The organism is Prevotella aurantiaca (genome assembly GCF_015262605.1).
In the GTDB taxonomy this organism is placed as follows: Bacteria; Bacteroidota; Bacteroidia; order Bacteroidales; family Bacteroidaceae; genus Prevotella; species Prevotella aurantiaca.
In genome coordinates, this window is sequence record NZ_JABZSJ010000015.1 from 20,074 (window position 1) to 43,563 (window position 23,490).

General features: G+C 39.1%; 18 protein-coding genes. 16 read left to right on the forward strand and 2 right to left on the reverse strand.

What is annotated here, in order from left to right; all coding sequences use genetic code 11:
* Positions 1-6 precede the first annotated feature (6 nt).
* The 11 genes from HXN26_RS04275 (at position 7) to HXN26_RS04325 (ending at position 15,113) form a co-directional block, all read left to right on the forward strand.
* Positions 7-1,308: an NCS2 family permease gene (locus HXN26_RS04275; protein ID WP_025000664.1), complete on the forward strand. Its 1,302-nt coding sequence runs from the start codon at positions 7-9 to the stop codon at positions 1,306-1,308.
* A gap of 857 nt (positions 1,309-2,165) precedes the next feature.
* Entirely contained in the window at positions 2,166-4,769 is a 2,604-nt protein-coding gene (gyrA, locus tag HXN26_RS04280) for a DNA gyrase subunit A (protein WP_273158966.1), read from the forward strand.
* Positions 4,770-4,850: 81 nt separating this feature from the next.
* The gene (locus tag HXN26_RS04285) at positions 4,851-6,104 is read left to right on the forward strand and encodes a tetratricopeptide repeat protein (RefSeq protein WP_273158968.1); all 1,254 of its coding nucleotides are present in this window, start codon (positions 4,851-4,853) and stop codon (positions 6,102-6,104) included.
* Between the two features lie 155 nt (positions 6,105-6,259).
* Positions 6,260-7,372 (forward strand): tetratricopeptide repeat protein, encoded by a 1,113-nt coding sequence (locus HXN26_RS04290; protein WP_273158969.1) that lies wholly within the window; start codon positions 6,260-6,262, stop codon positions 7,370-7,372.
* A complete protein-coding gene (locus HXN26_RS04295; protein ID WP_375711684.1) occupies positions 7,369-8,580 on the forward strand; it encodes a tetratricopeptide repeat protein in 1,212 nt (403 codons plus the stop codon). Before HXN26_RS04290 ends, HXN26_RS04295 begins: the two co-directional genes overlap by 4 nt.
* Positions 8,567-9,883, forward strand: coding sequence for a DEAD/DEAH box helicase (locus HXN26_RS04300; protein WP_273158974.1), 1,317 nt, complete (start codon positions 8,567-8,569; stop codon positions 9,881-9,883). Before HXN26_RS04295 ends, HXN26_RS04300 begins: the two co-directional genes overlap by 14 nt.
* Positions 9,884-10,088: 205 nt before the next feature.
* On the forward strand, positions 10,089-11,159 hold the full coding sequence (serC, locus tag HXN26_RS04305) for a 3-phosphoserine/phosphohydroxythreonine transaminase (RefSeq protein WP_273158976.1): 1,071 nt from the start codon (positions 10,089-10,091) through the stop codon (positions 11,157-11,159).
* A gap of 79 nt (positions 11,160-11,238) precedes the next feature.
* Positions 11,239-12,156 (forward strand): NAD(P)-dependent oxidoreductase, encoded by a 918-nt coding sequence (locus tag HXN26_RS04310; protein ID WP_025000932.1) that lies wholly within the window; start codon positions 11,239-11,241, stop codon positions 12,154-12,156.
* A 93-nt stretch (positions 12,157-12,249) separates the two neighbouring features.
* Positions 12,250-13,497 (forward strand): DUF1015 domain-containing protein, encoded by a 1,248-nt coding sequence (locus tag HXN26_RS04315; protein WP_273158978.1) that lies wholly within the window; start codon positions 12,250-12,252, stop codon positions 13,495-13,497.
* A gap of 131 nt (positions 13,498-13,628) precedes the next feature.
* On the forward strand, positions 13,629-14,219 hold the full coding sequence (locus tag HXN26_RS04320; protein WP_025000933.1) for an IMPACT family protein: 591 nt from the start codon (positions 13,629-13,631) through the stop codon (positions 14,217-14,219).
* Positions 14,220-14,480: 261 nt separating this feature from the next.
* Entirely contained in the window at positions 14,481-15,113 is a 633-nt protein-coding gene (locus HXN26_RS04325; protein ID WP_273158981.1) for an HU family DNA-binding protein, read from the forward strand.
* A 291-nt stretch (positions 15,114-15,404) separates the two neighbouring features.
* On the opposite strand, the gene HXN26_RS04330 is transcribed toward HXN26_RS04325, so the two are convergent.
* Together HXN26_RS04330 and HXN26_RS04335 are read right to left on the reverse strand one after the other, a co-directional pair.
* Positions 15,405-15,962, reverse strand: a complete 558-nt coding sequence (locus tag HXN26_RS04330) for a hypothetical protein (RefSeq protein ID WP_025000935.1) — start codon at positions 15,960-15,962, stop codon at positions 15,405-15,407.
* 191 nt (positions 15,963-16,153) lie between these two features.
* Positions 16,154-16,546 carry a hypothetical protein gene (locus tag HXN26_RS04335; protein WP_273158983.1) on the reverse strand — a complete coding sequence of 131 codons (393 nt, stop codon included), beginning with the start codon at positions 16,544-16,546 and terminating at the stop codon, positions 16,154-16,156.
* Positions 16,547-16,805: 259 nt separating this feature from the next.
* On the opposite strand from HXN26_RS04335, the gene HXN26_RS04340 reads away from it, so the two are divergent.
* The 5 genes from HXN26_RS04340 to HXN26_RS04360 are packed head-to-tail and all read left to right on the forward strand — an operon-like array spanning position 16,806 to position 23,100.
* Positions 16,806-18,290 carry a phosphomannomutase/phosphoglucomutase gene (locus HXN26_RS04340; protein ID WP_273158985.1) on the forward strand — a complete coding sequence of 495 codons (1,485 nt, stop codon included), beginning with the start codon at positions 16,806-16,808 and terminating at the stop codon, positions 18,288-18,290.
* An 8-nt stretch (positions 18,291-18,298) separates the two neighbouring features.
* Entirely contained in the window at positions 18,299-18,871 is a 573-nt protein-coding gene (locus HXN26_RS04345; RefSeq protein ID WP_273158987.1) for a GNAT family N-acetyltransferase, read from the forward strand.
* A 36-nt stretch (positions 18,872-18,907) separates the two neighbouring features.
* Positions 18,908-20,947, forward strand: a complete 2,040-nt coding sequence (locus HXN26_RS04350; protein ID WP_273158989.1) for a TonB-dependent receptor — start codon at positions 18,908-18,910, stop codon at positions 20,945-20,947.
* Positions 20,948-20,965: 18 nt separating this feature from the next.
* Positions 20,966-22,081 (forward strand): YncE family protein, encoded by a 1,116-nt coding sequence (locus tag HXN26_RS04355; protein WP_273158991.1) that lies wholly within the window; start codon positions 20,966-20,968, stop codon positions 22,079-22,081.
* An 11-nt stretch (positions 22,082-22,092) separates the two neighbouring features.
* Positions 22,093-23,100: a hypothetical protein gene (locus HXN26_RS04360; protein ID WP_234397494.1), complete on the forward strand. Its 1,008-nt coding sequence runs from the start codon at positions 22,093-22,095 to the stop codon at positions 23,098-23,100.
* Positions 23,101-23,490 lie beyond the last annotated feature (390 nt).

The window sequence follows — 23,490 nt, forward strand, 5'->3', positions numbered from 1 at the left end:
CATCTTATGAATCTTTTAGAAAAGACCTTAGGGTTCGACCCTAAAACAATGAAGTTGCGCACCGAAATGATAGCTGGTGTAACAACATTCCTAACGATGAGTTACATTTTAGCAGTGAATCCATCTATCCTTATGTCTACAGGTATGGACCAAGGAGCGCTCTTTACTGCTACAGCATTGGCTTCTGCGATTGCCACTCTTTTGTTGGCATTCATGGCAAAGTTGCCTTTTGCACAAGCACCATCAATGGGACTCAACGCATTTTTTGCCTATACGCTTTGCCAAGCAATGGGCTATTCGTGGCAAAACTCGCTCGCTATTCTCTTGATAGAGGGCATTGTATTTATCTTGATAACGTTTTTCAACGTGCGAGAGATGATCTTTAACGCTATTCCAAACAACCTACGCTATGCCATTTCTGCGGGAATCGGTATGTTTATTGCCTTCATCGGTCTTAAGAATGCCGGTATTATTGTATCGAAAGAAGGAACTTTTGTAGGCTTAGGTGCTTTCACTGCTCCATGTTTGCTGGGTATTTTCGCCACCTTACTTAGTGGAGTACTCATGGCACGTAACGTTAAAGGCGCATTGTTTTGGGGCATTATTATTACAACATTGATAGGAATACCATTGGGTGTTACCATTTTCCCAGATCATTGGTTGCCAGTTTCTGCACCTAAAGATATTTCGCCCATCTTCTGTGAGTTCGATTTCTCAGGCTTATTGAACCTCAAAACAGTGCTCGTTGTCTTCTCGTTGCTTATCGTTAATATCTTCGATACCATCGGAACACTTATGGGATTGGCTGAAAAAACAGGCATTGTACGTGAAGATGGAAGCATTCCACGTGTTAGCGAAGCTATGATGAGTGATGCTATAGGTACTACTTGCGGAGCCATGCTCGGTAGTTCTACGATCTCTACTTATATAGAAAGCGCTAGCGGTATAGCCGAAGGAGGTCGCTCTGGCGTAACTTCATTGGTTGTAGGTGCCATGTTTATTCTATCTTTATTCCTCGCTCCAGTCTTCCTTCTTATACCAAGTGCTGCCACAAGTGGTGCCCTTATTATGGTAGGTGTACTCATGCTTGACTCAGTAAAGAAGATAAACCTTAGTGATATGACCGAAGCTTTCCCAGCTTTCATAACAATGATAACGATGGTTCTGTGCTATTCTATCGCTGACGGCATTTGTTTAGGTATTTTGTCGTTCGTAGTTATGAAGCTTTGTACACATCGTTGGAAGGACCTAAACTGGACTCTCTGTATTCTATCTATCCTTTTTGTTCTCAACTTTGCGTTTGGATAAGAATGGATAAATAGGAGTAATTGAAATTCAAACTATCGAAATATTATAACGACAACGGCTCTGTATCTTTTATACAGGGTCGTTATTGTTTCTGTTGATATAGAAAAATACCAGCATATAGTAAAGTTTTTGGAGAAGGGTAGAGCTCTTTTCAAAGCTAAGAAACTGTAATAATTTACTGTATTTTATAGATGAAGAAATGTTATTAAAAATGTAAAGAATTTACAAAAGAGACAGTGTGGTGTAATAAACTGAATATCAGTGTGTTGTAAAAGAGCCTCTTTTACGTTGTAAAACAGGCTCTTTTATCGTGCAATAGTACCTGTTTTGCGTTGCAAAAGTACCTGTTTTTGAAAGTGAAATAATATCTCTTGAAATTACATAATTTTATTTTGACATTTTTGTAATACTATCTTGACTATTCAATCAGAGATTTGAGCTAAAACATTTTTAGGTATTTGTATGCGATAAATCTCTTTTTCTTAGTTTTATCAAGCATCTTTTTCACTATAAAAACTGATGTGTGGAATATTAAAACTTATATCTTTAGAAGCTTACAACATTTGTTGCCACCTGCAAGTAATGGGTAATAAGACAGTCAGTGTATTTTCAATGTGGTGCTTTACTGACAATGATAAGAGATAGAATCGGTTTTAGTTTTACTTATAACAATCCTTAAAATACTGATTTTTTTCGTTTTTAATGGTTTGTGTGTCGTTTTTATTTTGTACTTTTACAGCTTGAAATTAATACCGAAAGCTCTTAAAACGAAAATAAATGCCATTTACGGCGATTTTCGTTGAAAAGATAAGACTTGAGGGATGCGACTATAAAAGAAGATAAAAAAATAATATATAATGGACGAAAATCAAACAATAGACCAGGACCGAATTTTGAAAATAAACATTGAAGAAGAGATGAAGAGCTCTTACATCGACTATTCTATGTCGGTGATTGTGGCTCGTGCTCTTCCCGATGTGCGCGATGGTTTTAAGCCGGTACACCGCCGTATTCTTTTCGGAATGCGTGGAATAGGCAACTTTAGTAACCAACCTTACAAGAAATGTGCACGTGTTGTTGGAGAGGTACTGGGTAAGTACCACCCACACGGAGACTCTTCCGTGTACGGTGCATTGGTGCGTATGGGGCAAGAATGGAACATGCGCTACAAGCTTGTGGATGGACAAGGAAACTTTGGTTCTGTTGATGGTGACTCACCAGCCGCTATGCGTTATACAGAGTGCCGCTTAGCAAAGATGGGCGAGCATGTAATGGACGACATTGAGAAAGATACGGTTGATATGGTGAATAACTTTGACGATACGTTAAAGGAACCAGCTGTGATGCCAACCAAGATTCCGAACTTGCTTGTTAATGGTGGTAATGGTATTGCTGTAGGTATGGCGACAAACATTCCAACCCATAATTTGAATGAAGTTATAGATGGTTGCTGCGCATATATAGATAATCCAGAAATCACCGTTGATGAATTGATGCAGTATATACCAGCACCCGACTTCCCAACAGGTGCCTATATCTACGGATTGCAAGGTGTTAAGGACGCTTACGAAACTGGTAAGGGTCGTGTAGTAATGCGTGCAAAGGCAGAGATAGAAAGTGATGAACAGCACGATAAGATTGTTGTAACCGAAATACCATATGGCGTTAACAAGCAACAGCTGATTGAATACATTGCCGACTTAGTAAAGGAAGGTAAGTTGGAAGGTATTTCAAATGTAAATGATGAAACAGGACGTCAAGGTATGCGTATCGTAGTTGATGTGAAACGCGATGCAAATGCCAACATCATTTTGAATAAATTGTTTAAGATGACAGCCTTGCAGAGCTCGTTCTCTGTAAACTGTATTGCACTCGTAAATGGACGTCCACGTTTATTGAGCCTACAAGAGTGTGTGAAGTACTTTGTAGAGCATCGCAGTGACGTAACTATTCGTCGTACTAAGTTCGATTTGAACAAAGCAAAAGAGCGTGCTCATATTCTTGAAGGATTGCTCATTGCATGTGACAACATCGACGAGGTTGTGCATATTATCCGTGCAAGTAAAACACCAGCTGAAGCACAAACCAATTTAGAGAAGCGTTTTGAATTAGACGAACTACAGTCAAAGGCAATTGTAGATATGCGTTTGTCGCAGTTGACAGGTCTACGTATGGATCAATTGCATGCTGAATATGAAGAGTTGATGCAGACTATAAAGGATTTACAAGAAGTTCTTGATAATCCAGAACGCTGCAAAGAGGTGATGAAGGAAGAACTACAAGAGGTAAAGGAAAAGTATGGCGATTCTCGTCGTACAGAAATTATTCCAGACGAACATGAGTTTAATGCTGAGGATTTCTATCCTAACGACCCTGTAGTTATTACTATTAGCCATCTTGGATACATTAAACGCACTCCGCTTGCAGACTTTAAGGAACAGGCACGTGGCGGTGTTGGTTCGAAAGGTGCTCGTACAAGAGATAAAGACTTTACAGAATTCATATATCCAGCTACGATGCATCAGACGATGTTATTCTTTACAAAGAAAGGACGTTGTTTCTGGATGAAGTGTTACGATATTCCTGAAGGAGATAAAACATCAAAGGGACGTGCTATTCAGAATATGTTAGCACTTGATCCGGATGATAGTGTGAATGCATTCTTGCGTATTAAAGGATTGGACGATGAGGAATTCCTTGATTCACACTATGTAGTATTCGTAACAAAATGCGGTTTGGTTAAGAAGACATCGCTGCGCCATTATTCACGCCCACGTACTAATGGTGTCATTGCAATCAATATAAATGAAGGTGATGAAGTGGTAGACGTACGCTTAACGAATGGTCATAACGAACTTATTATAGCTAATCGTAATGGTCGTGCTTGTCGTTTCAACGAAGACGCAGTACGCACGATGGGACGTGTTTCTACTGGTGTGCGTGGAATGCGCCTAGATGAAGATGGAGATGATGCTGTTGTTGGTATGATTGTAGTTGATGATGCTGAAACCGAAACTGTAATGGTTGTATCGGAAGAAGGCTACGGAAAACGTTCTATTGTAGAAGACTACCGACTTACAAATCGTGGTGGTAAGGGTGTAAAGACCTTGAACATAACAGAGAAGACCGGAAAATTGGTTGCAATAAAGAATGTAACTGATGAAAACGACCTTATGATTATCAATCAAAGTGGTATTGTTATCCGTCTTTCAGTTGCTGAATGCCGTGTTATGGGACGTGCAACTCAAGGTGTTCGCCTCATAAATCTTGCAAAGAAGAATGATGTAATAGCATCAGTATGCAAAGTAATGAGTGCTGAAATAGAAGAACAAGTGGAAGAAGAAAGTCGTTCACAATGGAATAAAACGAACGAAGATTTTAAAAACGAACTTGTAGGAGGCAATGAAGAGGCTGTTGATAATAATGAAGAAACGGCTGCACCATCGGTTGATTTCGAATAAAACAGAGAGATATTTAAACGTTATTGAAGCATAGAATCAATAACTTGATAAAGAGTATTAATCTTTAAATTATAAACTAATATGAAAAAATTAATCTTGGCAGTGATGTTGTTAGTAGGTACATCTGCTGCATTTGCTGGTGACAGCGAACCATTGAAAGCGATTTTGAAGGCTCAGAGTTATGCTGAGGCTGCTAATCTGGTACAATCAACTTTAGACCAACTCGCAGGTAACGAGGAAAAGGCTAAGGCTTATAATCGTCTCTACGAATTGGCAATGAAGAAAGTAAATTATGAACAAGGCATTCAGCTTGAGAATGAGACTCAAAAGCAAATGGGTAAGGAAGGCAATAAACCTGTAGACGAAAAAGGACTCTACATGGCGTTAGGTGCTGCTTTCAATTCTGGTGTTGAGGCTATTAAGTTTGATAATATGCCAAACGAAAAGGGCAAAGTTAAGCCAAAGTTCTCTGCTTTGGTTGAACGTGTTTATAAACTTCGTAACGATCTTATCAATGGCGGAGTTTACTATCAAGGAAAAGATGATAAAATGGCATACAAGTATTTGGCAGAGTACGTTGAGTCTGCAGATTATCCTGCATTCGTTAAGTTTAAGGACCAAGACCAAAACTTGTCAGAAATAGCTTACTTTGCAACTGTTTATGCTTATCAAAATAATGATTTTGCTAAGGCGTCAAAGTATATTGAATATGCTATGAATAATAAAGAACGTGCAAAGGAAGTACAAAACTTGAAGCTCGCAATCATGGGTTCACAATTGAAGACACGTCAGGATTCTCTTGCATACGTTAACAAGCTTGCATCTATCTATGAGCAAGACCCAACAAATGATGCACTTCTTTCAACATTGGCGTCTACTTATAACTCACTAGGTATGGGTGATAAGGCTATGCAAATTATTGATAACCACCTAGCTAAAGACCCTAACAATTACAGTGCACTTGTATTGAAAGGTCAGTTTGAAAGCATTAAGAAGAACTATGATGGTGCTGTTGAAGCATTAAAGAAGGCTTTACCGTTGGCAAGTGACGAAAGTGCACAGATTGCTATCAATGCTTCAATCGGCCAATGCCTCTTCTATAAGGCCCAAGAGCGTGTAATGGCAGTTAAGAATCTGACCAAGGAAGCACGCGAGCAGTTTAACATTGTTTACAATGAAGCTATTTCTTATTTAGAAAAAGCTAAAGCACTTGATACAGGCAAACAAAATAAGAGCTTGTGGGCATATCCTCTTTACGGAAGTTACTACTTTGTTAAGGGAGCTACAGCACCTGAAACAAAGGCACTCGCTGCTGACGCAGGTTACTCAGAATAATTTATAGTTTCCCCCTTATTGGCATCTTTGCATGCTAATAAGGGGGAAATCTTTTTAAATTCCTATTTTAGATATCCTCTTTTAATTTTTATTTAAAAATATTGTGAATGGGTACTGAACTAAAAATAGGATGTGTATAATTAATATTTATGCTTATGAGGAAGTACATAACTTTTATTTTATTTTTATCTTTTTGTTTCTTGTCAGTACAAGCGCAAGATAATAAAGCAGAAGCGATAAAGTTTAATAAGCAGGCTCAAATTGCTTATCATCGAGTACAAATAAATACGAATAGGGATTCGCTCACTATTTACCGAGCAGTGGTAGATGGAACAATATATTCGCTAAAATGCGATGAATTCGATCGAATGCCTAATCGTAAAGGAAAAGTGAAGCCAGAATTTGAGGAGGAGAATAAACTACGTATAAGAACATTGTATCCAATGTTGATAGATGCTGGTCAGTTCTTGTTAAAGAGTAGCTATACAAAAACTGAAGGGCAGAAGGCTTTAGAACTTTATTTGAACTCAAGAAAGAATCCAATGGTAGCAGATATACCAGATGAAAGTGGTATAGCAGCATATTATTTAGCTTATGATTATTTAAAAATAAGGAATTTCAGATTGGCAGAAAAATATTCGGATATAGCTTTAGAATATGAAGAAACGGCGCAAGCATCAGTAGAGGTGAAAGCTGAATGTATGCGTGAACAAATGAAAAATGCTGAAGATTCGTTGCAATATCTTACTGTTCTTGCAAAGTTATATGAGACAGAACCTACTAATCCTAAATATTTTTCATGGATAATGAAGTTCTATCAACATTCTACAGCGCGCTTTAATATAGAGAGTTTCATAGATTACCAACTTGTAAATAACTCGAAATCATCTGTTCCGTGGATTCTAAAAGGAGAAATTGCCATGCAGGCTGGTAGATGGGATGAAGCTATAGAGGCTTATAAACAGGCTGATGAACTTTCACCTGACCTTATTCCTATAGCATTCAATATAGGGGTATGTCTGAATATGCGAGGAATTGAAATAAGGAATGAGGTGTTAGAAAAGCAGAAAAAAGGAGAACTGATATCTGAAAATGATTATATGATGTATTTTGCTGATGCGCGAAACTATCTTGAAAGAGTGAAGGCTAAAGACCCGCGACGCAATAAAGTGGATTGGGTAAACCCTTTATTTATGGCTTATACATTGCTTGGCGATAAGATAAAAGCACAAGAATTGGAAACACTGATTAATAAATTGAAGAAGTGATAAGGAATAATTTGAAGAAGACGATATTACTTTTACTCATATTTTGTCCGTTGTTAGTATTTGCACAAAAGAAGCAGATAGCTGCAGCACGAGATTTACTTAAGGCTGGCAAAGAATTAAAGAAGGCTGAGAAGTCCATGCGAACTTTATTGGAAGACTCTGTCGATCGCACAAATATAAAAATTTGGGTTGTGCTTTGCGATATTTTAATAAAACAATATGAGCAAGGTAATGAGAAATTATATTTAAAGCAGAAATACGATACAGCTGCTTTCTTTTCTGTAACAAAACGAATGTATGAGACAATGGCGAGTTTTGACTCTATTGATGCTCGCTTATATACACCTACTCCTGTACGTCCTAAGTATCGGGAAAGGCATGCGCAGCTACTTAATTCTATTCGGCCGAATTTGTTTAATGGAGGTACATACTTTATTCATACAAAGGATTATCAAACTGCTTATGAATATTTTGATAGCTATATAAAAAGCGATAAGCAGTCTCTCTTTACAGGTTATGACTATGAACATAAAGATGTGTTGATGCCACATGCTGCCTATTGGGCAATGTATTGTGGATATAAATTGAAAGATACAGAGAAAACCATGCGTCATTTGCGATTAGCAGAACGTGATACGTCAATGTTGAACTTTGTAAGACAGTATGAAGCTGATGCTTATTTGGTACAGAAAGATACTATAAAGTATGTAAAAGCCTTGCAAGTAGGTTTCAAAGAGTATCCGAACTTTGCGTTTTTCTTTCCCCGTTTAGTGGAGTACTATGCCAAGAAAGGCGACAATGAAATGGCACTTCGTATAACAGAAGATGCGTTAAAAGCTGACTCTACAAGTGTATTATTTCGTTTTACAAAAAGTACAGTATTGCTAAATTTAGGACGTTATAAAGAATGTATAGACATCTGTCTACAGATTATAAAAGAAAACGATAAATTTGCTGATGCTTTTTGTAATATAGGATTGGCTTACTTCGATCAGGCCATTGAGTTAGCTAAAGTACAACACAGTCGTTCTAATAGAACGAAGATAATAAAGCTATATGAAACAGCAATGCCTTATCTTGAGCGTTATAGAAAGATGGCACCAAAAGCAAAAGATAAATGGTTAGCCCCACTATATACCATTTATCTGAATTTGAATATGGGAAAAGAGTTTGATGAAATAGATAGATTACGAAATGGAGATAAATAAAATAATAGAGAAGTTGGGAATAGAACTAAACCCGATGCAAGAAGCTGTTTCAGAAGCTTTTTTACGTTCTAACAAAGATATTATAGTGCTGTCCCCAACGGGGTCAGGAAAGACTTATGCTTACCTATTACCCTTGATACAATTGTTAGATGTCGCAATTGATGAGGTTCAAGCAGTAGTCGCGGTTCCTGGGCGAGAATTAGCTAAGCAGTCGGCTAATGTGGTTCTAGATATGAAATCGGGCTTAAGACCTATGGCAGTTTATGGTGGTAGACCTACGATGGACGAACATCGAGAAATGCGCAGTATCAAGCCTCAAATTCTTTTTGCCACTCCAGGTAGATTAAATGATCATCTTGATAAAGGCAATTTAATAACTGAAAGTATTAAATGGCTTATAATCGATGAGTTTGATAAATGTTTGGAAATGGGGTTTCAAGATGAAATGAAGGAAATTGTTGATAAGTTACCTCTAGTAGAACGTCGTATTTTACTTTCAGCCACCGAAGCTGAGTCTATTCCAAAGTTTGTCAACATGGGGAGAAGTATACGAATTGACTATCGTGACAATGAAGAGAAGGTTCCCAATCGTGTTCAACTATTTATCGTTCGTAGCCTAGAAAAAGATAAGTTAGAAGTACTTTCTAACTTATTAAAGTGTTTAGAAGATAAAAGTAGCATTGTTTTCTTAAACTATCGTGATGCTGTTATCCGTACAGCTTCATATCTAAAAGAAGAAGGTTATACAGTTTCCATGTTCCACGGAGGATTGGCACAGAAAGAGCGTGAAGCAATGTTATATCTTTTTGCAAATGGTTCGGCCAACATATTTGTAAGCACAAACTTGGGAGCAAGAGGTTTGGATATTCCTGATGTAGACAATATTATTCATTACCATCTACCCGAGAATGATGACGAATACGTACACAGGGTGGGTAGGACTGCGCGTTGGGATAAGCAAGGAAAAGCATTTTTCGTGATTGGGCCAGAGGAAAAACTTCCAGAATATGTTCAACAGAAAGTAGAAACAATGGAACTTCCTAAAATACTGCCTACTATAAAGCCTGCTCGTATGACCACATTATATATAGGTAAGGGTAAGAAAGATAAAATATCTAAAGGTGACATAGTGGGCTTTTTGTGTAAGAAAGCGGGATTAAAGCAAACCGAGATAGGTAAAATAGATGTTATGCCACGTTTTACTTACGTTGCCGTTCCCCGTATACGAATATCTCAAATTCTGAAAATGACTAAAGGAGAGAAAATAAAAGGGATAAGTACCGTTGTGGAAGAGGTTCGGTAGTACCAGTGTTATAATGTTGGGTAATTTGTAGTTTGTTGGTAAAAAGGAAAAAAATCATAATAAAATATATTGTGAAAATATGCTTAAATATTTGTCCATATCAAATAATTTCTTTAATTTCGCAAACGTATGATTAAGTCTATACACACTTTTAGAAAATAACAATAATATAATAAATAAGTTCAACTAAAAAATTAATATCATCATGAAGAAGTACAATTTTGGTGCTGGTCCATGTATCCTTCCACGTGAAGTAATCGAAAAAACAGCAAGTGCTATCTTAGATTTTAACGAAATTGGTCTTTCAATTGCTGAAATTAGCCATCGTTCAAAGGATTTCCAACCAGTTTTGGACGAAGCTGTGGCTTTGGTAAAGGAAGTTTTAAATGTTCCTGAAGGCTATTCAGTGCTTTTCTTGGGTGGTGGTGCATCACTTGAGTTTTGCATGATTCCTTTCAATTTCTTGGTAAAGAAGGCTGGCTATTTGAATACTGGTGTTTGGGCAAAGAAGGCAATGAAGGAAGCTAAGTTGTTTGGAGATGTTGTTGAAGTTGCCTCATCAGCAGATGAGAACTATACATACCTTCCAAAGAACTTCGATGTTCCTACAGATTTGGATTACTTGCACGTAACAACCAATAACACAATTTATGGTACAGAGTACCACAAAGATTTGGACGTACCAGTTCGTATGATTGGTGATATGTCTTCAGACATTTTTAGTCGTCCAGTAGATGTTTCTAAGTACGATTGTATTTATGGTGGTGCGCAGAAGAACCTCTCTATGGCTGGTGTTACATTCCTTATTATTAAGGACGAAGTTCTTGGTCGTGTACAGCGCGAAATACCAACAATGTTGGATTATCGTACACATATCAAGAAGGGTTCTATGTTCAATACTCCTCCTGTAGTACCAATCTACACAGCAATGGAGAATCTCCGTTGGATTAAGGCTAATGGTGGTGTAGTAGCAATGGAAAAACTTGCTAAGGAGCGTGCTGATATTGTTTATGGCGAAATCGACCGCAATAAGTTGTTCCGTGGTACAGTTAAGTGCGAGGAAGACCGTTCATATATGAATATTTGCTTCGTTCTCAACGATGAGTACGCTGAACTTCAAGATGAATTCTTCAAGTTTGCAACTGAAAGAGGTATGGTTGGTATCAAGGGACACCGCGATGTTGGTGGTTTCCGTGCAAGCTGCTACAACGCAATGACAGTTGAAGGCTGCAAGGCTCTTGCTGAAACAATGAAGGAATTTGAAGCTAAGCACTAATTAAAGATATTAAAGCAAATGCACGGATAGACCCATAAAAGGTTATATCCGTGTAATTGCGTTATAAAAATTTATTACTATGAAGGTTTTAATTGCAACAGAAAAACCATTCGCAGCAGCAGCTGTTGAGGGTATCAGAAAGGAAATAGAAGGTGCAGGACACGAACTCGCACTTTTAGAAAAATATACAGAAACAGCTCAGTTGTTGGATGCAGTCAAAGATGTTGACGCTCTTATCATTCGTTCAGATAAGGCTACTGCAGAAGTATTTGACGCTGCAAAGAACTTGAAGATTGTAGTTCGTGCAGGTGCAGGCTTTGATAATATTGACCTTGCTGCAGCTACTGCACACAACGTTGTTGCTGAAAATACTCCAGGTCAGAACTCAAATGCAGTTGCTGAACTTGTTTTGGGTATGCTCGTTTATGGCGCACGCAACTTCTACAACGGCAAGAGTGGTTCTGAATTGATGGGCAAGAAGCTCGGTATCCTTGCATTTGGTAATGTTGGTCGCAACGTTGCTCGCATTGCTAAGGGCTTTGGCATGGAAGTTTATGCTTACGATGCATTCTGTCCAAAGGACGTTATCGAAGCTGCTGGTGTTAAGGCTGTTGATAACCAAGAGGCTTTGTTCGAAACTTGCGACATCGTTTCTCTCCACATTCCTGCAACTCCTGAAACAAAGCAGAGCATCAACTACGCTCTCGTAAACAAGATGGCTAAGGGCGGTACCCTTATCAACACTGCTCGTAAGGAAGTTATCAACGAACCAGAACTCATCAAGTTGATGGGCGAACGCGAAGACTTGAAGTTCATTACCGACATCAAGCCAGACGCAGACGCAGAGTTCGCTAAGTTTGAAGGTCGTTACTTCAGCACACCTAAGAAGATGGGAGCTCAAACAGCTGAAGCTAACATCAACGCTGGTATTGCAGCAGCAAAGCAAATCAATGCTTTCTTCGCTACTGGCGATACTAAATTCCAAGTAAATAAATAATATTTAAACCCATATTGCAGATTATTAGGAACTATGCTTATATAACAGCAAAAGCCCTGATAGTCTGCTTTTATTTTATATCTACAATATATTATGGCAATAGTAAAACCATTTAAAGGTGTTCGTCCTCCAAAGGAGTTCGTTGAACAAGTAGAAAGCCGTCCATACGACGTATTGAATTCAGAGGAAGCACGCGAAGAAGCTAAGGGCAACGAAAAGAGCCTTTATCATATCATTAAGCCTGAAATCGACTTCCCAGAAGGCACAAGCGAATACGACCCACGTGTTTACGAAAAGGCTGCTGAGAACTTCAAGATGTTCCAAGACAAGGGTTGGTTGGTACAAGACGACAAGGAACAATACTATATCTATGCTCAGACTATGAACGGCAAGACACAGTATGGTATCGTTGTCGGTGCTGCTTGCCAGGACTACGTAGACGGTGTTATCAAGAAGCACGAGCTTACACGCCGCGACAAGGAAGAAGACCGTATGAAGCACGTTCGTATAAACGATGCCAACATCGAGCCTGTATTCTTCGCTTATCCTGATAATCCAGTGTTGAAGGAAATAACTACTCGCTACGCAGCTACTACTCCAGAATACGACTTCATCGCTCCTATCGATGGTTTCGGTCATAAGCTTTGGGTAGTTTCTGACGATAAGGACATCAAGACCATCACTGAAGAGTTTGCAAAGATGCCAAGTCTTTACATTGCAGACGGTCACCACCGTTCAGCTGCTGCAGGTCTTGTAGGTGGCGAAAAGGCAAAGGCTAATCCAAACCACACAGGAAAGGAAGAGTACAACTACTTTATGGCAGTTTGCTTCCAAGCATCTGAGCTTACCATCCTCGATTACAACCGTGTTGTTAAGGACTTGAATGGTATGACACCTGCTCAGTTCCTCGAAGCATTGAACAAGAACTTCATTGTTGAGAAGAAGGGGGCTGCTATTTATAAGCCAGCTGCTTTGCACGAGTTCTCACTCTATTTGGAAGGTGAATGGTACTCTCTCACAGCCAAGGAAGGTACATACGACAACAACGACCCTATCGGTGTACTCGACGTTGATATCTCAAGCCGTTTAATTCTCGACGAACTTCTCGATATCAAAGACTTGCGTTCAAGCGATCGTATCGACTTTGTAGGCGGTCTTCGTGGTCTCGAAGAACTCAAGAAGCGTGTAGATAGCGGTGAAATGAAGATGGCTTTGGCACTCTATCCTGTTTCTATGCAGCAGATTATGGATATTGCTGATAGCGGAAAGATTATGCCTCCTAAGGCTACTTGGTTCGAACCAAAGCTCCGTTCAGGTCTTATCATTCACAAGCTTTCATAAGTTTATGACATTATAAGCCAAATTCTAACAAATCCACATTAGGGTAGAAGCATTACAATAAAGTTCTACTTAATGTGGATTTTTGCTTTTAGGAGTTTGCCTTAATATCAATATTCTATCAAATTTATTTAATGACAGATAAGTACAAGACTGTACATAAGAACACAATAGGCGAGGGGTTTTATTCCGAAAAGAGGAGTAAATTCCTCGCCTTTGTGCATCATATAGACTCTGCGGAGGAAGCTTTAGAGATAATAAAGCACTATAAGAAGAAGTATTATGATGCCCGTCATTGTTGCTACGCTTATCGTTTAGGTGCAGATGGAGCAGAATTTCGTGCTAATGATGATGGTGAACCATCATCAACGGCAGGGAAACCCATTCTCGGCCAGCTTGTTAGCAACGAAATTACAAATGCTTTGATTTGTGTTATCCGTTATTTTGGAGGTGTGAAACTCGGTACCAGTGGTCTCATTGTTGCCTATCGTGAAGCAGCTTCAGACGGTATTGCACATTCACAGATAGAAGAAAAGTTTGTAGAACAAATTGTTCGATACACCTTTTCTTATCCAATGATGAACGATGTTATGAAGATTGTGAAGGAAATGAATGCCAATATCGTTGAACAAAACTTTGATAATACTTGCGAAATCGTTCTTTCCATTCGCCAATCGCTTGCCGACCAACTTGAAACACGACTAAAAAAACTTTCGTTTGCTTGATTTAAGTCGTTTGCATGCGCCTATTTATTTGTTATAAATGCACTTATTTCGATAGTAAACGTACTTCAGAAAGCAACAGCTTTCAACTCTTTTATTTGTATAAATTCTTGTTCTTTACTACCTTATCACTTCTTTCTATTTCATATTTTATCCTCTTTTGCTAATCGTATCAATAAAGTACGACAATCGAAAAAGGCAATAAGAAGTTTCTTTGCGTTTTGTATAATATTTCGTATATTTGCCAAAGAAAACGAAAATACTATGGTAAGACAGAAAAAGAGCCCTCTCCACGTAACCATATATCCATCAAATTTCAATGGCAAAAATGGGAACAGAATGCTTTACGTATCTTCTAACACCCATGATGAAATAACCATTGACGAGCTTGATGCCCTATGCCATGAATACGAAAGTCTGCCTAAAGGCTATGTCTCACGTTGTTTTGATGCACTGATACACATTATTCCCCAGTTGATAGGCGAGCATAAGCGAGTTCATACTCCACTTGGTAGCTTTTACATTAAGCCTCAACTGGCGCGTACTATGACCGATGACGAGAAAGTTATATCCTCCGATATTAGTCTTAGCGGAATAGATTTCCGTCCTACAAAGGCATTTCGAGAGGCTGTAGAAAGCCAGTTTCAAAGCATAGAGATAGACCGTCGCAAGCATGCAATGTCAGTGGAATACTACAGCCAACGTAACGAATCGTTGGAAAATTGCCTTTCTGCTGATAAGGGTGGAAATCGGTTTGTTACGATTGAAGAGTACCGCCGAGAAACAGGTCTTAGTTATAAGACATCGAAAAAGTGCCTCGATATGATGACCGAAGGCGACAATCCAATCCTCCGTAAAACCCGTATAGGGCATACAAACGTTTATACTGAGGTATAAGAATATTTTTTTTCGTTTTAAAATCCTACTTATTACACCAATATTTCCTGCGTAGTATGAGATATATTCCTACGTAGAAAATATTCTTTTCCTATAGCTTTCCAACTTATTTTTCGCTTATTTTGCCTCGTAATTTAAGTACTATTACCTTGTCAATTCCTATTTTTTACGTTGCGGAACAAGTTGAGTAACAAGCCACAACCCCATTAACCAATTCTGAATATATTCGAATCAAAGATATAGAATAATCTGTATAATGCGCTTATACAAGTAAGAAGTGCTGCAATAAGGTTACGTGTACTGCCAAAATCCCACTATTATATCGTTTGTTATGCGATGCTTGTATAAGTACATTGCACCATATCCGAGAATGTAATTCCCCGTAATCACTCCATCAGGATAGTAGTCTTCGTCTATCTGAAGTAAGAAATCGAACCCTTCTTCCTTTAGTTTCTCAAAGTAATAGTCCTCATCTTGTATCAGCTGTGGGCTCTTAGCACAAGTAATAAAGCCGAACTCATCGTCTTCAACCTGCTCAAATCCAACAATAGAAGATTTACGAAGTCCTTCCAAAGTATAGGAATCATTGTTACTTTCCTCTGAAAATGAATGTTCAAAAACCTTCATCGAGCAGTTAGGATAGATATTATTATCAATCATTGTGTCGTAACTTTCAGGCACAAAGATAGATAAGTATTCGTTTTTAGCATTTGGATTTTCAATCGTTAGAAAGTATTTGTAATGCTTTAAGTCCTCTGTATCTTTTAAGAAACAAATAGGAATATTTCCTCCAATCCTGCCTATTCCACTGCAAGACACATCTGAAGAGATGTTCGCAATCTTATTCATAGTGAGCTATATTTAATTTTCTTTTATTCGTTAGCAATCATCTTTTAGTGTAAACCTATGATGGTGAAAGTTGTAAATGGCAAAGACAAACTATTTTTACAAGGGTGTTGGCATCGTCTATGGTTTGATTTGAAACTATGATGTAAGTTGTTCTGTATCATATTTTTGACAATTTAGAAACGCATATCCGCTTATTCTGACCCTGAAAAGTCAATTGCCTCCTTGATTACATAAAACTCTTTGTGCTCTTTTGGCAATGAATCTATTAGCTTTTTAAACTCCATATCCCCCAAGATACACCTATAATCGTCTAACATAACGTCTAAATTACCCTTGAATTTTGCTTTTAGTTGAGGGTCTCCTTGTAGGTAAAACAAGTTGATATACCTTTTAGCCTCATCAGCATTTGCATGTAACAGCAGTTCAAAAGCCTTCGCTTCAAAAAAAGAATCGTTGATAATAGAAAGTAAAGCAGCAGAATCTGCACTATTAGCAGCCTTATTTATCTCAACATTTGACAAGCAATCTTGTAGCTTTTCCCTGCTTTCAAGATACTGTTTTATAGCTAATCTTAGTTCTTCCATTGCTTCTATATATTACCATTATTTATTATTCTATTTTTAAGAAACCTGCTGCAAAGATACCATTTCTTTCGTAATATCAAATAAGGCAAGTTTACTAATTTAGCAAACTTATTCAAATAGACTTAAAAGATAAGTTGCTAAGAATTAAATAATCAGGAAAAATTCAGTACCTTTGCCCTCGAAATGCACAAAGAAAATAGAACATCGTGCACTTCTCAACACCTTTATTTATAAATAAGAACTATTTAAGATAAGACAAATGGACTGGAAGAAACTGCAGAATGGCTCGGATATTAGAGGCGTAGCACTCGAAGGAATAGAAGGCGAAAGCGTAAATCTTACCAACGAAGTAACAACTGCTTTGGCACAAGCATTCGTTGCTTGGTTGGGCGAAAAGAATGGAAAGACGGCTCAAACAATAGCTGTCGGTAGCGATTCACGTATTTCCAGCCCTGCACTTTGTAAGGCCTTTGCCGATGGAGCCGCCGCTGTTGGTGCAACAGTGCTTAGTTTTGGCATGGCATCAACGCCAGCAATGTTCATGGCAACAGTTGATGAGCAGCTTCGTGCAGATGGTGCCGTTATGGTAACAGCAAGCCATTTGCCTTGGAATAGAAACGGATTGAAGTTCTTTACAGCCAAAGGTGGATTGGAAAAAGCAGACATTGCACGCATCTTAGAGCTTGCACCACAGTTCATGGGTGCCGAAAAGAAAGGCAATGGCGAGGTAAAAGCCGTTGATTTTATGGCTACTTACTGCGACATACTTGCCAATTATATACGCCGTGGTGTGAATAATGGCGACCAACCATTGCAAGGTATGCACATCATAGTAGATGCAGGCAATGGCGCTGGTGGCTTTTTTGCTAACAAAGTGTTGAAGTCTTTGGGAGCCGATACAACAGGAAGTCAGTTCCTTGAACCCGATGGTCATTTCCCAAACCATATCCCTAACCCAGAAAACAAAGAGGCAATGGCTTCTATTTGCAAAGCCGTTGTAGAACATAAAGCCGATTTAGGTATTATCTTCGATACCGATGTAGACCGCTCTGCAATTGTAGATAGAACAGGAAAGTCTATCAACCGCAATGCACTTATCGCATTGATATCAGCCGTAATATTGCGCGAACACCCTGGAAGCACTATCGTTACCGACTCAGTAACGTCAGACGGCTTGGCAAAGTTTATTGCCGACCGCAACGGAAAGCATCATCGCTTCCGCCGTGGATACAAGAATGTCATTAATGAATCGCTCCGTTTGAATGCGAACGGTGAAGAATCGTGGCTCGCAATAGAGACTTCTGGACACGCCGCACTACGCGAAAACTACTTCTTAGACGATGGAGCGTATCTTGTAGCAAAGCTAATTGTTGAGGCAGCATGCTTGCGCAAGGAAGGAAAAGAGCTTCAAAACCTTATCGCCGACCTGCAACAACCTGTTGAAAGCAAGGAAATACGCTTTAAAATTGGTATCAATGACTTTAAAACTTACGGCGAACAGGTGTTGGAACACATTAAGATGGCAGCAGAAAAAGAGCAAGATTGGCAGCTGGTATCGCCTAACCACGAAGGTGTGCGCATCGCTTGTAAAGGAGGAGAAGAGCAAGGTTGGTTCTTGCTTCGCCAGTCTTTACACGACCCAGTGTTGCCTTTGAATATCGAATCGAATGTAGAAGGAGGTGTCAATCGCATCACCGAGCGAGTTCTTAGCTTGCTCTCCGACTTTAAAGCATTAAAGCAATAATATACGAAATGAAGGTAAGAGTAGTTTCAGCACGCCTTGAGCAGTCAGCCGTCATAGCCGAAATGATAATGGAAGCTATGAATCATGAATGCTGTCAATGGTTTGCAGGACCGCAACATACGTTAGACGACTTCTTCAATCTGATGAAAAAGCTCGTCGAACGTACCGATTCTCAATACTCTTACCTTAACACCCTTGTCGCCATAACGCCCGAAGATGAAGTTATTGGCGTATGTGTCAGCTACGATGGAAGTCAGTTACACACGCTTCGCAAGGCATTTATAGAGGGAGCAAAGGCTACTTTCGGTCGCGATTTCTCCGATATGCCAGACGAAACAGCGGCAGGCGAACTTTACATCGACTCGCTTTGTGTAAGAAAAAAACATCGCGGTAATGGCATAGCCAAGCTGTTGCTACGTGCAACAATAGAAAAAGGTAAACGCATGAACCTACCTTCAGGGCTGTTGGTAGATACAAATAACCCTGAAGCAGAAGCTCTTTACAACGTAGTAGGCTTTGTTTACAAAGACGATAACCAATGGGGTGGCCACACTATGCGCCACATGGTATATGCATTATAATGAGTATGAAGTAACAGAAGAATTAAAATTGTAGTTATGAGATTATTGTCATTAACTTTACTTCTAGCCCTTGGAGTTGGCACAAAAGCAGAAACAACACAGAAAGATTCTATTCAAACCATCAAAGGAGTAGAGATAACAGCGCGCTTAACACAGCGTGAAATCGTTCCAGCACAAAGCTTAAAGAGCATAGAACTGCAACGTCTCAATAGTCAGTCGGTGGCCGATGCTCTTCGATATTTCTCTGGTATTCAGCTAAAAGACTATGGTGGAGTAGGTGGAATCAAGACAGTGGATATCCGTAGTATGGGTACGCACCACTTAGGCATATTCTATGACGGCATAGAACTTGGCAATGCGCAGAACGGACAGATAGATCTTGGACAATTTTCGCTCGACAATATCGACGAGATATCGCTCTATAATGGACAAAAAAGTGCTATTTTTCAGCCAGCATCCGACTTCGGAAATGCTGGTAGCGTGTATATTCGAACACGCAAACCCCGTTTTACTGATGGCAAAACCTATAATTTAAAGTTGAAAGCAAAGTATGGTTCGAGCGATTTGGTGCGCCTTTCTGCTTTGTGGGAACAACGTCTTTCGTCTGCTGTCTCTACTTCGCTGAATGCCGAACATCTTACTTCAAGTGGTAAATACAAATTCAATTATCGCCGTGTAACACCAAGTGGAGATGTTGCTTACGACACAACAGCAATACGTCAGAATGGTGATATACGTGCAGACCGTGTCGATTTCAATGTAAATGGTATCTTGCAACGCGGCTATTGGAACACAAAAGTTTACTTCTACAATAGCCAACGCGGCATTCCTGGAGCCATTGTGAATAACGTTTGGCGCAGAGGAGAACGACAAGGCGACCTCAATTTCTTTGTGCAAAATCGTTTTCAAAAGGATATTACCGATCGTTTCTCAACACAATGGTTGGCTAAATATGCCTTTTACCGCACGCATTATATAAACAAAGATACTACACAGCTACCTGCCGATAATCGTTTCTGGCAGCAAGAGTTCTATCTTTCTTCTGCCAATGCCTACGAAATATTGCCCAACTGGAGTGCTTCTATAAGCTATGACTTCCGTTGGAACAAACTCAATGCAGATACTTATCGCTTTGTTTTCCCCACACGCTTTTCTAATTTGATAAGTCTTGCCACTGCTTTTGAAGCTCGTTTCATACGTATTCAAGGTTCAGTGCTGGCTTCGTTCATACACGATAAACTCCATCCTAAGACTAGTTTAATGAACGGAATGAAGGCAAAAGATAACATAACTAAAGTCACTCCTGCACTCTTTATTGACTTCCCGTTGGTTGATAAGTATGAAAACGGTGTATCAACAAAGTTCTCTCTGCGCACGTTTGCTAAGCGTAGCTTCCGTATGCCAACGTTTAACGACCTGTATTACACCGATTTGGGAAATTCAAACTTAAAGCCAGAGAGTGCAATGCAGTACGATTTCGGCATGGTTTTCAGTAAACAATACAACCAACAAGGCATTGTTCGTAACTTGTATTTGCAAGCTGATGGATATTATAACACCATACACGATAAGATTATAGCATACCCTAAAGGACAGCAGTTCCGCTGGACAATGCTTAATTTGGGCCGAGTTCACATTACAGGAGTAGATGTTATGGGCTCTATAACGCTTAAACCGCTAGCTTCAGATTTCTTGATTACAGGTCGTTTACAGTACACCTATCAAGATGCAAGAGATGTTACTTATCCTTCTGATAGCTTTTATAAGCATCAGATTCCGTACATTCCGTACAACAGTGGGTCGGCTATTGTAAACCTTGCGTACCATAACTGGACACTTAATTATAGCTTTATCTATTCGGGAAAGCGTTATAATCAGCAAGAAAACATACCGAACAACTATATGCAACCATGGTATACGAGCGACGTAAGTCTGCAATACGACTTCAAAGCGTTCGGTTCTAAGTGCAGAGCATTGCTAGAAATAAACAACATTCTTGACCAAAAATACGACGTTATCCTCAATTATCCAATGCCAGGCATTAACGGTGTGATTGGATTACAAGTAGAATTATAATAAAAGAGATTAACTAAAATGAAATTAAAACATATTCTTTATGGCTCATTGGTAGTTCTTTTAGCTGCCTCTTGCCGCGAAGACGATATCATTATCTACCCTTCTGAACACAGTATAGGCGAAGAAACGAAAACGAAATACGCAGGTCTTTACATCTTAAACGAAGGAAATATGGGGTCTAATAAGGCTACATTAGACTTCTTAGACTTAGATTCTGGAAAGTATTATCGCAATATCTTCCCCTCACGCAACCCAAATCAGATTAAAGAACTGGGCGATGTAGGCAACGATGTTCAGATTTATGGAAACAGTTTGTGGCTTGTTATCAACCAATCCAATAAGGTTGAGGTTGCAAATGCCCGCACAGCGGTAAGCAGAGGACATGTAGATATACCTAATTGTCGCTATCTTACATTCCAAGATGGCTATGCTTACGTTAGTTCGTACGTCGGAAAGATAAGCGAGAAGAGTGTTTTGGGTGCTGTTTATAAGGTAGACACAGCCTCATTAAAGGTAGTTGACAAGTGTACGGTGGGCTTTCAGCCCGAAGAACTCCTTATACAAGACGGCAAAATCTATGTTGCCAACAGCGGAGGATACAATGGTATGTCGTCATTAGGCTATGATCGTACTGTGAGTGTGATTGATTTAAAGACCTTTACCGTAACGAAAACCATCGATGTCGGTATAAATCTGTTCCGTCTTCGTAGCGATAAATATGGGAAACTATGGGTTTCGTCACGTGGCGACTATGATAAGACACCTTCAAACCTCTATGTTCTTGACAACGATAAGGTAGAAAGCGAGCTGAATATAGCGGTAGACGGTTTCGATATGATAGGCGATTCGCTTGTAACATATACTAATTTGAATGGCAAACCATTATTTAAGGTTTTGGATATACGCACTCATAAAGTAGTGGACAGCAACTTCTTGAAGGTGCCAGAGAAGTTTCCGATAAAGATTGCTTATGGTTTAATGATTCATCCAATTACTGGAGACATCTTTGTTATGGACGCAACCAACTACGTTTCAAGCGGAAAACTATACTGTTTCGATAAATATGGAAATTACAAATGGCATACGCAAACCGGTGATATACCAGGGCACGGATGCTTTTTATTAAGAAAATAAACAATATATACATGATGAAAAGACTTTATTTATCAATGGCATTTATGTCATTATCGGCACTTTTGAGTGCTCAAAACTCTCCTTATATAAAAGGAGTAGACGAGTATGTGCCTGCGCCAGGGCAGTTTGTAAACAAGTTACCTGAACTTACAGAGAACGATACACCCGAAACGGCAGCACAAGCGTGTACAAATGAAATTGCAGGAAAGCAGCAAGGTGGTCTTATAACATTGGGTGCTTATGGCGGATATATTACCTTTCACTTCGATCATCCTATTATAAATGTACAAGGAGCACCCGATTTTATTGTCTATGGTAATTCTTTTGAGAATAGTTCAGAGCCAGGAATAGTAATGGTAATGAAGGATGTAAACGGCAACGGAAAGCCAGATGACACATGGTACGAGCTATCGGGAAGTGCCGATGTAGATAGTATTGGCAAGGTAAAATACAATTACGAAATTACTTATACGCCTAATCCGATGCAACCAATACCTTGGACCGACAACCAAGGAGGTAGCGGAACGATTGAGCGTTTAACCTACCATACTCAAGAATATTACCCACTTTGGATAAAGAAACCGCTGACTTTTAAAGGAACTTTGCTTCCTTCTGGAAGCTATACTAACGAAAAAGGCTGGTGGGTACAGAATGCTTTGCGTTATGGCTATGTAGACAATCTGCCTAACGATAAGACCGAAGGCTTTAACATAGAGAATGCAGTAGATGCCAACAGAAAGCCTGTAAAGTTAGACCAGATAGACTTTGTACGCGTTTATTGTGCTGTAAACGACCAATGTCCTAAGCCTAATTGGACGGGAGAGCTTTCTACTGAAGTAAAAGGTGCAGAAGATTTGCACCCTACTGCTACAAAGATTGATGCACCACTCAATTCTAACGAGGAAACAACTGTGGTGGCAATTTACACCATTGAGGGTAAGAAAGTTACAGAATTGCAACGCGGTTTGAATATCGTTAAGATGGCAAATGGAAAGGTTAGAAAAGTTTTAGTTAAATAAGACAAGCGAAAAACGATTTAAATAACAAGTTAATAAAGGCAAGTTGCAAAGGAAAACAGCAGCTTGCCCTTTTTGTTTTTCTATTTCTTTTCCTTTAAAGGGGATTGCTGTTAAGAACAAAACACACTAAAAGATAGCTGAATTTGTGAATAAAGAATTAATATAGTACTTATTACAATAGGTATTAAGATAGTCCTCCCTTAAAAACCTAATATTCTCCTGATTCATAGTATATTATCCTGTAAATTATTTGCTTATATCTGCAAGTTTTTGTACCTTTACATTATAAATCTTGCAGATATTTATGCTTAAACGTACATCCAAACAGCTCTCTTTGTTCTCTTCTTTAGAGGACATGCTTAGCCATGAACATCCCCTTTTCCAACTTAG